11 protein-coding genes are annotated in these 12,753 nt (G+C 40.4%); 9 read left to right on the forward strand and 2 right to left on the reverse strand.

Annotated features, from left to right (window positions below):
- Nucleotides 1–534: 534 nt before the first annotated feature.
- Complete coding sequence (locus GSR62_RS03280) at nt 535–1,275, reverse strand: gamma-glutamyl-gamma-aminobutyrate hydrolase family protein (protein WP_010688667.1); 741 nt, start codon at nt 1,273–1,275, stop codon at nt 535–537.
- A 114-nt stretch (nt 1,276–1,389) separates the two neighbouring features.
- Between GSR62_RS03280 and sufC the strand changes: the two genes are divergently transcribed.
- From sufC to GSR62_RS03310, 6 genes are all read left to right on the forward strand, one after another.
- Nucleotides 1,390–2,169 (forward strand): Fe-S cluster assembly ATPase SufC, encoded by a 780-nt coding sequence (sufC, locus tag GSR62_RS03285; protein WP_035448894.1) that lies wholly within the window; start codon nt 1,390–1,392, stop codon nt 2,167–2,169.
- Between the two features lie 12 nt (nt 2,170–2,181).
- Entirely contained in the window at nt 2,182–3,471 is a 1,290-nt protein-coding gene (gene sufD / locus GSR62_RS03290) for a Fe-S cluster assembly protein SufD (protein ID WP_035448896.1), read from the forward strand.
- Nucleotides 3,452–4,678, forward strand: coding sequence for a cysteine desulfurase (locus GSR62_RS03295; protein WP_035448898.1), 1,227 nt, complete (start codon nt 3,452–3,454; stop codon nt 4,676–4,678). The genes sufD and GSR62_RS03295 overlap by 20 nt, the downstream gene beginning before the upstream one ends.
- On the forward strand, nt 4,675–5,127 hold the full coding sequence (gene sufU / locus GSR62_RS03300) for a Fe-S cluster assembly sulfur transfer protein SufU (RefSeq protein WP_010688671.1): 453 nt from the start codon (nt 4,675–4,677) through the stop codon (nt 5,125–5,127). The genes GSR62_RS03295 and sufU overlap by 4 nt, the downstream gene beginning before the upstream one ends.
- On the forward strand, nt 5,120–6,523 hold the full coding sequence (gene sufB / locus GSR62_RS03305; protein ID WP_066023801.1) for a Fe-S cluster assembly protein SufB: 1,404 nt from the start codon (nt 5,120–5,122) through the stop codon (nt 6,521–6,523). Before sufU ends, sufB begins: the two co-directional genes overlap by 8 nt.
- A gap of 110 nt (nt 6,524–6,633) precedes the next feature.
- Complete coding sequence (locus tag GSR62_RS03310) at nt 6,634–6,786, forward strand: hypothetical protein (RefSeq protein WP_010688673.1); 153 nt, start codon at nt 6,634–6,636, stop codon at nt 6,784–6,786.
- A gap of 261 nt (nt 6,787–7,047) precedes the next feature.
- Here GSR62_RS03310 and GSR62_RS03315 read toward each other — a convergent pair whose 3' ends face one another.
- Nucleotides 7,048–7,443, reverse strand: coding sequence for a helix-turn-helix domain-containing protein (locus GSR62_RS03315; protein WP_066023802.1), 396 nt, complete (start codon nt 7,441–7,443; stop codon nt 7,048–7,050).
- 139 nt (nt 7,444–7,582) lie between these two features.
- On the opposite strand from GSR62_RS03315, the gene GSR62_RS03320 reads away from it, so the two are divergent.
- The 3 genes from GSR62_RS03320 (at nt 7,583) to GSR62_RS03330 (ending at nt 12,455) form a co-directional block, all read left to right on the forward strand.
- Complete coding sequence (locus tag GSR62_RS03320; protein WP_066023803.1) at nt 7,583–7,936, forward strand: hypothetical protein; 354 nt, start codon at nt 7,583–7,585, stop codon at nt 7,934–7,936.
- Nucleotides 7,937–8,134: 198 nt separating this feature from the next.
- Nucleotides 8,135–10,708 carry a coiled-coil domain-containing protein gene (locus GSR62_RS03325; RefSeq protein WP_066023804.1) on the forward strand — a complete coding sequence of 858 codons (2,574 nt, stop codon included), beginning with the start codon at nt 8,135–8,137 and terminating at the stop codon, nt 10,706–10,708.
- 757 nt (nt 10,709–11,465) lie between these two features.
- Nucleotides 11,466–12,455 carry an Lreu_0056 family protein gene (locus GSR62_RS03330; protein WP_010688681.1) on the forward strand — a complete coding sequence of 330 codons (990 nt, stop codon included), beginning with the start codon at nt 11,466–11,468 and terminating at the stop codon, nt 12,453–12,455.
- Nucleotides 12,456–12,753 lie beyond the last annotated feature (298 nt).

Consider the following 12,753-nt stretch of genomic DNA (forward strand, 5'->3'; position numbering starts at 1 on the left):
ATAATGCTTGATACCAGATTGACTAGGATAGCCAAGATCAAGCTTAGGATTGTGGAGAGCATGGATTCATCCTAGCTCTATAATGCAAGCTGATCACTTGCGAACCAGTTTTACCTTCTGACATATATTTGTCAGAGGGTAATTTTTTTGCACTAAAAAAGGCGCTCCGTCCGATGAATTGAGCGGGGGAGAAAATTTTTTATTTGGAGTATATATTTATTTTCCGTAAGAAATAAAAGCAGTATTATTGAGTAAATAAAGAAGAACTCGAGGCGAAATGTTCACCACAGTTTACATATAAATAATAAGAAGCAATTATGGTAAGAGTAAGGATCCAGAAACAGAGATAGGGGGATCATATACAGAAGTCTTGAAATTAGAAAGGACAGCCGTAAGAGATATTGATGCGTAGCTGAAACGTATTCGATAAATGCAGCGTTTAGTAAACAATAGAGGCCTTACTATGATACAAGATCCGCATCATAATAAGGCCTCTGTTATTCATACGGTGCTGACCGCATTGTCTTACACGCTTTATCTTTGTTCGGCAAATTTTTTAGCTTCACCGACAAGATGGATGAAGAGCTTTAAGGAATTCTCGTGGTCTTGGTAAAGTGTTTCGGGATGCCACTGAACACCTAAGAAATTAAAGTTCTTACCGACTGCCGCTTCTACGATCCCGTCTGAACTGTAAGCTACCGGGATCAACTCCGGAGAGATATCTTTTAGCGCTTGATGATGAAATGAATTTACGCGTGCCGAAGTGCCAAAGAAGTCTTGGATCAAGTTGTCTTCTTTGACTTCGATCGAATGTGTCAGTGCTTGCCAAGGTGCTGTCTGGTATTGGTTGTGCTTGACAGCTAGCTTATCGTAGTCGCTTAGATCTTGGTAGAGACTGCCACCTAAAAAGACATTCGCGAGTTGGAGTCCGCGACAGATACCTAAAGTTGGAAGATCGCGTTCATAGGCTTGACGTAAGAATTCGATCTCAAAAGCGTCAAGCGCTGAGTCGATCGCACCTAATTTTAAGCTGGGTTCTTCATCGTAAAAATAAGGATCGATATCTTTACCGCCGGGCAATAAGAGACCGTCGATCCGATCGATCAAAGTACTGATGCTCTCAAGTGAGCTCTTAGGTGGGATGATCACTGGGATCCCACCGGCTTTTTTAACGGCATCTAAATAGCCTTGCCCGATATAGGAGATAGGTAAGTTCGCGTGTTCGGGAATCAAGGCGCCGTTGAAATTTCCGATAATGCCAATGATTGGTTGCACGTAGATGCCTTCTTTCGTAAATATATTTTGAACAAGGTTTTCCAATTGAAAGTAATTCTCAATTAGACTACAATGATGATAGTATACTTATTTAGTTTAGCGGAGGAATGAAAAATGTCAACTCTTGAAGTAAAAAATCTCCACGTTTCGATCGATGGAAAAGAGATCTTGAAAGGCCTTGATCTTAAGATGCAGACGGGGGAGATCCATGCAATCATGGGCCCAAACGGAACTGGGAAGTCGACTTTATCAGAGGCGATCATGGGTAACCCAGCTTACACGATCACTAAAGGTGAGATCTTATTAGATGGTGAAAATATTTTGGATTGGGCAGTTGACGAACGTGCACGCGCAGGGCTCTTTTTAGCGATGCAATATCCAGCTGAGATTCCAGGGGTCACGAATGCTGAATTTATCCGCAGTGCGATCAATGCGCGTTTGCCTAAAGATGAACCGATCTCGATACGAAAATATCTAAAAGACCTCGAAGAAACGATGGCCTTTTTAGACATGCCATTTTCCATGGCAGAGCGCTACCTCAATGAAGGTTTCTCCGGTGGGGAAAAGAAACGCAATGAGATCTTGCAACTGATGATGATCAAGCCTAAATTTGCGATCTTAGATGAGATCGATTCTGGTTTGGATATCGATGCCTTAAAAGTCGTTTCTAAGGGGGTAAATGAGATGTGCAGTCCAGATTTTGGCTCGTTGATCATCACCCACTACCAACGACTCTTGAACTATATCGTACCAGATGTCGTGCATGTCATGATGGATGGTCGGATCGTAACGACTGGTGGCCCTGATCTAGCTAAGCGCTTGGAAGCAGAAGGCTATGCGGGTCTCCGTGATGAATTAGGGCTTGATATCAAGCTAGCAGAAGATAAAGCTTAGGTGGTGGCAAAAATGAGTGCATTAACAACACAAGCCCAGGCACTAGTAGAGTTTGGTAAGCAAACTAATGAGCCTAGCTGGTTTACCCAAAAAAGGACCCAAGCTTTAGAAAAAGCTCAAGAACTTGAGATGCCACGCTTTGAAAAAATCAAATATAAACGCTGGCCGATCGAAGTGACTAAGCCGGTGCAAGTGCTCCAAAATGACTTGCCTGAAGCTAAGGCAGCTGAGATCACGATCCAAAATAATGTTGTGGTCGAATTTGGGCAAACAACTGCTAAATTAGAACTCGATCCAGCATTAAAAGCTCAAGGGGTGATCGTCTGTGATTGGCAAACAGCTCTGCAAGAACATCCAGAACTCATCGAAGAGTATTTCATGGAAGCGGTCAAAGACGATGAAAATCGCTTGAATATGCAACATGTGGCTAACGTTACCAGTGGATTGTTGATCTACGTGCCTAAAAATGTCGTCCTAGAAGAACCATTGACGTCGTATTTCATTCAAGATGCTACAACGGAACAAGACTTTGTGCACCATGTTTTATTGATCGCTGATGTCAACAGTGAAGTCTCATATTTGGAGAATTTGCAGACTTACGGTGAACAAAAGACAACAGCCAGCGTGATCGTGGAAGTCTTTGCCAAGGCGGGTAGTCACGTAAAATTTGCCAGTGTCGATCGCTTGGGTAAAAATACGACCGCCTATCTCAATCGCCGGGGGCATTTGGAGCAAGATGCTAAGATCGACTGGTCGATGGGGATGATGAATGACGGTAATATCGTTGGTGACTTTGATTCTGATCTGATCGGTGATGGTTCTCACGCCGAAACTAAAGTCGTTGCGATCTCAACGGGTAAACAAGTCCAAGGGATCGATACCCGCGTGACAAACTATGGTAGACATTCGATCGGCCACATTCTCCAACACGGAGTCATCTTATCGCGGTCATCGCTAGTCTTTAACGGGATCGGCCACATCATTCATGGTGCCAAGGGAGCCGATGCGCAACAGGAAAGTCGGGTCTTGATGCTTTCGACTAAAGCGCGTGGCGATGCCAATCCGATCTTATTGATCGATGACAATGCCGTTACTGCTGGTCACGCCGCCAGTGTTGGGCGGGTCGATCAAGACCAATTGTATTACTTGATGAGTCGGGGCTTGTCAAAAGAGATCGCTGAACGTTTAGTGATCCGTGGTTTCTTAGGCCCAGTTTTGACAGCTATTCCAAGCCGAAAAGTCCAAGCAGAGCTCTCCGACATGATCGAAAGGAAGCTTATCGATGGACAAGAAGAAAAATGATTTTCGTGCTGATTTTAAGATCTTAGATCAAAAAGTCAACGGTGAGCCGTTAGTCTATTTGGACAATGCGGCTACGACCCAAAAGCCCCAAGCTGTGATCGAAAGCTTAGTGGACTACTATGAACATGATAATGCTAACGTCCACCGGGGTGTGCATACCTTGGCTCAACGAGCAACGCAAGCCTATGAAGCTACGCGCCAAAAGGTCAAGGAACTGATCAATGCCGATAGTGAGCGTGAAGTCGTCTACACTAAAGGCACGACGGAAAGTCTCAATTGGATCGCACGGGGTTACGCCCAAAAGATCTTGCAGCCAGGCGATGAGATTGTTTTATCCTATGCAGAACATCATTCCAATATCGTTCCCTGGCAGCAGGTCTGCGAAAAAACAGGGGCAAAGCTAGTTTATTTGGATCTAAATACAGATGGGCAAGTTGACTTAGAGAACGCTAAGCAATTGATCAATGAAAAGACCAAGATCGTATCGTTAGCACAGGTGTCAAATGTCCTAGGTGCTGTCAATCCGATCAAAGAACTCGCTCAATTAGCGCATAAAAATGGTGCTATCATGGTCGTGGATGGGGCGCAATCAGTACCTCATATGCCAGTAGACGTTAAAGAATTAGACATTGATTTTCTAGCTTTTTCCGGCCATAAGATTCTAGGGCCAACGGGGACTGGGATCTTGTGGGGCAAGCTGGAATTATTGAACCAGATGTCACCGCTTGATTTTGGAGGCGAGATGATCGATTTTGTCGAATTAGAGCATTCGACCTTTAAAGAAGTTCCGTGGAAATTTGAAGGTGGGACCCAAAATATCGCAGGAGTGATCGCTTTAGGCAAGGCGATCGACTATCTGCAAGCAGTTGGGTTAGCCAATATCGCCCAGCATGAGACCGAGTTGATGGAATATGTCTTGCCTAAGTTGCAAGCGATCGATGGGTTTGAATTATACGGTTCAGCTGATCCAGCCAAACATGCCGGGATCATCTCGTTTAACCTTGCAGGACTTCATCCACATGATACAGCGACAGCACTCGATATGGAGGGAGTTGCGATCCGGGCTGGTCATCACTGTGCCCAACCGTTGATGAAAAAATTACAGATCGCAGCTTCGGCCCGAGCCAGCTTTTATCTGTATAACACTAAAGAAGATGCCGATAAATTAGTGGAGGCATTGATCAAAACAAGGGAGTTCTTTCGATGAGTTTATCCAGTTTAGATAATTTATACCGTCAAATGATCTTAGAACATGCTAACCGTCCCCATCATCATGGTAATCTTCCCGCAGTCGACAAACAGATCGAATTGCGTAATCCGACTTGTGGGGATGTGTTAGAGCTAGAAGTCAAGCTCGATGATGAAGGCAAGATTGCTGACATTGCTTTTAGTGGGACCGGGTGTACGATCTCGCAGGCTTCGGCTTCAATGATGACCGATGAAGTGATCGGTAAGACGCCAGAACAGGTCAGTGAGATGGTCGAGGCTTTTTCCGAGATGATCACTAAAAATGAAGATAAAGATTATGAAGACTTATTAGGCGATGCTGTCGTCTTAGAGGGGGTCGCTCAATTTCCCGCACGGATCAAGTGTGCAACTTTAGCCTGGAAAGCGATCTACCAAGCATTAGAGAAGGAGGACAAAGCCCATGAGTGAAAATACAATGCCTGAATTGGGTGGCGAATACAAATACGGTTTTAAAGATGATATTGAACCGCTTTTTACAACAGGGGAAGGTTTGACTGAAGATATCGTCCGTCAGATCTCGGCTGCTAAAAATGAGCCAGAATGGATGTTAGATTTTCGATTGAAAGCCTATGAATTATACCGCAAGTTGCCAATGCCTGATTTTGGCCCTGACTTGTCACCCCTTGATTTTGAACATATCAATTACTTTAGACGTGATTCCGACCGCGTTGTCCGTGATTGGGATGATGTGCCCGAAGAGATCAAAAGGACATTTGACCGCCTAGGAGTACCCGAAGCGGAACGTAAATACTTAGCGGGTTCTTCGGCGCAGTATGAATCCGAAGTAGTCTATCACAATATGCGCAAAGATTTTGATAACTTGGGGATCGTCTTTATGGATACTGATTCAGCTGTCCAAGAATATCCTGAATTAGTCAAAAAATACTTCGGAAAATTGATCCCACCAACTGATAATAAGATGGCTGCGTTGAATTCGGCTGTTTGGTCAGGTGGGACCTTTATCTACGTGCCAAAAGGTGTTAAAGTCTCAGTACCGATCCAAAGTTATTTCCGAATCAATGCGGGTAACTCGGGGCAGTTTGAACGGACTTTGATCATTGTCGATGAAGGAGCAAGCATCAATTATGTGGAAGGCTGTACCGCACCAAACTATTCTGAAGATAGCTTGCACGCAGCGGTCGTTGAAGTAAATGTCTTAAAAGATGCTTACTGTCGTTACACCACGATCCAAAACTGGTCCGATAACGTCTACAGTTTAGAGACTAAGCGGGCACGGGCTTTGGAGAATGCGACGATGGAATGGGTCGATGGTAACTTAGGTTCAAAGGTTACTATGAAATACCCAAGTGTCTACTTAGATGGCCGTGGTGCGCGTGGAACGATGCTCTCGATCGCCTTTGCGGGTAAAGATATCGACTCTGATACCGGGGCTCGGATGATCCACAATGCTAAAAATACTTCATCTTCGATCGTTTCGAAGTCTCTGTGTAAAGATGGGGGCCGGGTCGACTACCGTGGACAAGTCCGCTTTGGCCGGCATTCAGACGGTTCATTTGCCCATATCGAATGTGATACGATCATCATGGATGACAAATCAGCAAGTGATACGATCCCATTCAATGAGATCTTGAACGGCAATGTTTCCATGGAACACGAAGCCAAAGTATCTAAGATCTCCGAAGAACAGCTCTACTACTTGATGAGCCGTGGGATCTCCGAAGAAAAAGCGACTGAAATGATCATCATGGGCTTTGTTGAACCATTCACCAAAGAATTACCAATGGAATATGCTGTTGAGTTGAACCGCTTGATCGAATATCAAATGGAAGACTCAGTGGGTTAAAGAAAGCACATCTTGGCGTTGGCTGGGATGTGTTTTTATTTTGGCTAAAAATTTAAATTTGTTCATGCAATGATAGATGAAGTATTATAGTGGCAAAGAAGGTGAGTGACTTGGATGAAAAGAAGTTTTCATTTACTGCAGAAGAAGTAGCAGAGTTTTTCAAAGAAATAAATTTAGAAGCATTAGTGAACAGTTTACGTTTAAGCATTGATGATGAAAAAAATCCCCGACCAGAAAACACTGGTCAGGGAAAGGGTAATTAAGCGATATCGTAAGGATTAGGGATGATCCTTGTGTCTAAGAGATATTGTTTGATGAAGGTGAGAGTAGCTGTTGTTTACATGTGTGGCTTAAAACCTTCGTTAATAATGTTTCCATTTCAGCTTGAGAATATGACAATGTGTGCATATTGATTACCTCCAATTAATTAAAGTACTACACACAAAGAAAAGGGGCGAGTTTCTCGCCCCAAAACAAAAAGCAGCCGGATGGCTGCTTTTTGCGCACTAATTTGAAAATTTAAGCTAATCGTTTGCAGAGAGTTCCAAGAGTTGAATAAAAGCTTGACTAAATTTATCAGCTTTTTCATCATCTAATTTTCCAAGTTTATTGGTAAGTTCTACAATATTTCGATTTGATTCAAGTTCAGAGGTTGTGTTAGCGACGGCAACTAGATCAGAAAGCGATATATCGAATGCTTCTGCAATTTTTATAAGTGTTTTGATACTAACATTTTGATCACTAGTTCTTTCTAAGCGTGAAATAAAATTAACGGAAAGTCCGCTTTTTTCGGCTAGTTGTTCTTGGGTAAAGTGATATTTTTTACGAAAGTATCTAACGTTATTTCCAATGTTTACTATTTTTGAGACCTCCTTATCTCTTTTAATAGTAATTAAAATTTTAAAATTGGATAACGGCATAAATGAATACTTTTACAAAAATAAATTATTACTATGTGAATATATTAATTTATTGCAATAAAAAATGCAAAAACTGTTTATATGTGTATATAACAGTAGTATAATATCGGTATATTCTAATAAAAGGAGAGTGCTCTTAATGAAAAAGAAGAAACTATTGTTTGGTGCTACAGCTGTAGCAACCACTATCGCAACAGGGGTAACAGCACAAGCTGATAGTGTAAATAACAATGCGACTGCAAATGTAGCTCAAGTTAGTGTACAATCACCAACTAAAACTGCTGAAAATAAAGTTGCAACAGCCGACAAAGCAGTTGCCGATGCACAAACAAGTGTCGATACCGCCCAACAAACTGTCAAGCGAACAAAATCTGACTTAGATAGTGCCAAGTCTGATCTAGATTCAGCCAAAGATCTAAAAGATCAAGCAACACCTGAAGCTATCGATCAAGCTAAATCAGATGCTGATTCAACTAAAGAAGTTCAAGACTAAGCTCAAACTACTGTTGATCAAACTCAACAAGACGTTGAACATCAAAGCGCAGTTGTCGACTCCGCTAAACAAGACTTAGATTCTAAAACATCTGATTTAAAAACAGCACAAAAAGATGAATTAGACGCACAACACGCTGTCGATCAAGCCCAACATGACGTTGATGCGTAAAAAGAAGCTGAACAAAAGCTTCCGCAATTGACTGAAGATGCTAACCAAGCTAAAGAAGCCGTTGACAGTGCACAAACCAGTGTCGATCAAGCTCAAACTAATTTTGATACAGCCCAAAAGAACTTAGCTGATGCTAACACCAATAAAACAACAGCTGATTCACAAGTCGAAGCTAAGAAATCAGAAGTCTCAACTGCTAAAGATGCTGTTGACACAGCACAAAAAGCGCTTGATACAAAAGGTTCAAAAGCCGAACTTGATCAAGCTCAAACCGATTTTGATTCTGCGAAATCAGCTCAAGCAAACGCTCAAAAAGATCTAACCGAAAAACAAACTGCTAAAGAAAATGCCGATAAAGCTGTCGTACCTGCAAAAGAAGATCTTGCTACGGCTAAAGATACGCAAAGCTTGTTACAAGAGGCTGTTGACCATGCTAAATCAAAACAACAAGCTCAAGCCAACGTTGTCACTGATTTACAAAACAAATTGAATCAAGCAAACCAAACAGCAACTAAGACCAACGTTCAAATTCACGTTACAAATGAATTGAAACAAGCTGTTCAAAAGTATGTCAACGATGTATATGCTAACGCTGATAAAACAACGCTCAATAACGATGCTAAAGCTATTCAAGATGCACTAACAAATCCAAAAAAATATGGATTCCCACATACTGATATCACAGGATCTGGATCAAATTCTAAAATTGAAACTAAAAACAACGGTGGACCCTTATCAATAAACTATATTCCATCATCTGAAGATGAAGAATTAATGGAACAACATAATAATCATCCACTATATGCTTCGTCAAAACAACTTGTGGGAAATCTAACCAATAAACAACTACTAGAATTAGAACAATTTACAGCTGATATCATCAACGCCATGCGTGATGCTTTAGGCATTAGTGATAAAGTTGGACACGTTATTGTCAATCAAGACGCCATTAATATTGCTAATCAACTTGGAAAAAATGAAGTTGCAACAACCAATGCTAATATAACAAAAGATGTTGCAAATAAATATGGATTAGATTACTCAAAATTGCGAAATGAATTATTGATCGATCGATATGGATTCTTCTTTAACTTCGTAGCACAATCCTTACCATGGAAAATGTCATACGTAAAAGGTATGCTTGCTTATAATTTAAACGAATATATTTCATTAGGCATTTTACTACCAAACGGACAAACTGTCACAGATCGAAATGGTAATCCTCTATATGATCATGATCTTGTAGGACTTGAAAGTAAATCACTCTTAGGGATCACACCAAATCTCATTAAACAAGCTAAAAATAATACAAATAAAGATCAATACTTTGGTTGGTCTCACCCCGATTTTCCTAATCGAAAAAACGACATCAATGTATCAACCCGCTTCATCTTTATTCCCCAAAGTATGATCACTGACAAATCAAAATTTGATCAAACACCGTTGTTCCAAAATACAACAAATGATACTACTGCTTTACGTTCCGAATTTGATCAAGCAACCAGTCGCTTACAATCGCTGACTAATACCTTGACTCAAGCTCAAGTAAAACTCGACACCGCTAACGCTCAAGTAAAAACCGCTCAAACAGCTTATGATCAAGCACTCAAACAACAAACTAACGCTGATCAAGCGCTTGCCACAGCTAAAACAGCCCTTCAAACTGCTGACCAAAACTTAGCCACAGCGCAAACAAAACTTGATTCAGCCAAACAAGCTTATGCTGATAGCTTAAAAGATACGGCTACTAAACAAGAAGCGCTCAAACAAGCACAAACTACTTTAGCGCAAAAACAAGCCGAATTAGATAACTTAGTTGCGTTACAAACAAAAGCTAACTCCCACTTAGCTGACGCCAACATCAATTATCTAAACGCTGAACGTCAATTAAAAGACGCTCAAAATCAACTTGCAGTAGCAAAGGATGCGTTTAATAAGGCAACAAGTACGCAAAAAGAAGCACAAAAACAAGCTGATCAAGACCCAGCTGAACTTCAAGAAGCTTTAGTAACAGCTCAACAAAATTTAGTTACAGCTCAAACTAACTTGGCTCAAGCACAAGCACAAAAAGACGAAGCTCAAAAGATTTTCGATACTGAATCTGCTAAACTACAAGAGCTTCAAACTAAGTTGACCGAAGCTAAACAAGCCCTTGAAACAGCCAAAACTAACGCTACTAAAGCAAATAATCATTACGAATCACTGCTTAACGCTGATAAGAACTTAGCTCAAGCTCAAACTGCTTACGATCAAGCCGTACTTGCTTATAATAAAGTACAAGCTGATTTAGCAACTGCCCAAGCAAAACTTGCTTCCGCTAAGCAAACGCAGCAACAAGCTCAAGCAGAACTAGCTAAGGCTAAGCAAGAACAGATGACATTGATGAACTTTGAAAAAGCATATCAAGCAGCTCAAAGTGAAAATCCAGCACGTAAGCTAAATGTGCATACGGTTGGAAATGAAAAACAACAACCGGCTAAGAAAAATAACGTCTTACCACAAATGGGTGATAAGAATAGCCTAGCAGGTGTAGTTTTAGGAATGATGACAACGCTAACTGCTTTAGGTACAGCTATTGTTTCACGGCGTAAACGTTCATAATTGAATAACTTTTCTCCTCTGGGTACTTTAACCTGGGGGAGTTTTTTAGTTTGTAATAATATATTTGTATTTTTTGAAAAGAACTATTTATTCGTAAATAGTTGTGTGATAAAATAATGTTGTGAATGAGATAGTAGAGTATTTTGTTAGATTGGTTAAAAATTTGTGATTGAGATATTTGGCTAGAGATTTAGCTAGTGTTGAGCTTGATGATTCATTGGGGAATATTGTGATTAATAATGTAGGATAAAAAGTGTGGGATTTTCAGTAGTGTAGCAACTGTTAGGGGATTATAGGTATAGTTGTTGCAAATTAGGAAGAATCTGTTGAATTTGTGATGGATTTCAATTGAGATAGTGTGAAAAGTGAGAATCTTTAAGAAGATCTATAAGAGGAGTTTAGGTGGCTACTTTTATAGGTCTTTTTATTATAATCCACTCGGAGTACCCGAGTGACTTTTTTTAATGCCCGAATAAATCTTTGCCTGTTTTTCCCGAATAAGTTGTGAAAGAAAATAGGGTATATTACAATGGTAAATTTAAATGATTATCTAAGTCATGAGACAATTAAAAAATATAGGAGTGGTAAATTGGATTGGGAATATGATATGACGATTGATATGGATACTCTCTATAAATTAATTGTTGTGATCTTACTGGAATGTGTTCCTTGGTATAATTAAAATGAGATAGAGATATACATGAGTAAATTATTATCACAGTATAATAGTAGTAAAGCAGAGGAGGTAATAGTAATTATGAAAAAATTAGCAGTTATTTTATCACTTTGTAGTGTGGGGGTGTTGCTCACTGCCTGTGCTCAAAAAAGTGAACCGACTAAAAAGGTAGAATCATCATCTCAGGTAAAACATAGTAGTAGCTCCAAAAGTTCACGTAGCAGTGCAAGTAGTACGACACTAGATAAAAAGGCTAGTGAATCCCAAAGTTCAACACCTTGGAATGCAGATAAGGATGCACAGTTACAAAGCTTTATCAGTAGTTGGCAGGGAAAAATGGGACAGTCATATACTAAATATGATGGACAAAATTCACTAAAAGCATCAACTGGAACAACTTATCCGGATATTTTCAGCGGAAATGGTGTTTATATGAATAACTCCAGACTTTCGATAGGATATAGTCCAACTGGTGAAGGGCCGTATGATTATAATGTCGTAGCGATCTATAATCATGATGGGACTCAACCACCGTTGCCAAATCATATCACCTATCTATTCGCATTTCATAATGGTCAACCTGTAGCTTTAGTTGATCAATCACGTGAAGGTGAAGTTCGTGTGACAGAAACTAAGAATGCAGATGTTAGAGAAGCTTTCCAAAGGATCGCAGGTGAAAATACAACTACAAGTAGTGATGAAAAAGAGCGTGAACCATCATTTAACGAATTAGCTGTTATGACGTATGCCATTGGTTATGGGGATGGTGATATAAATGGTGCAAAAGTTGCAGCAGATAATGGCTTTTTAGATTTATATTATATGCAGGATTCGGGACGTTATGGTATTGGTCAAGGAACATCGGCAAGTACGATCTTATTGCAACAAGACGGTGATAAAATGAAGTACTGGACCAAGGATACCAGTGGTGGAAGATCTACGGCAACGGCCCGTGTAGTTGAGCATACGGTTTCGATCGCTGAATTAAAATCACGCTACTTTTCGACAGCCGAACAGCGTGCAACTATAGAGCAGATCGCAAGTAAATTAAAAACAGGAACTTCCGAATAATAGTTTATAGCTTCCAGAGAGATTGAATCTCTGGAAGCTATTTTTTATCGAGAAATCTACGTCATAAAATAATTATCTACGTCATTTTGGGGTAAAATGACGTAGAAAAAAAGTTGGTGAATACTCATTAGCTTTTTTAGTAGTGTTATTCAGAGCTAGCTTTACCGAACAAAATAAAGTTTCTGTGAGAGAATTTTAGGGGAATTTACATAAAAGTATTTTGGCTCAATTTGCGTATCTTATAAGTGTAGACCAAAAAATCCCCCACTCAGTCTACGGACTAAATAGGGGAAAGAAA

This window comes from Ligilactobacillus animalis, assembly GCF_009933595.1.
In the GTDB taxonomy this organism is placed as follows: domain Bacteria; phylum Bacillota; class Bacilli; order Lactobacillales; family Lactobacillaceae; genus Ligilactobacillus; species Ligilactobacillus animalis.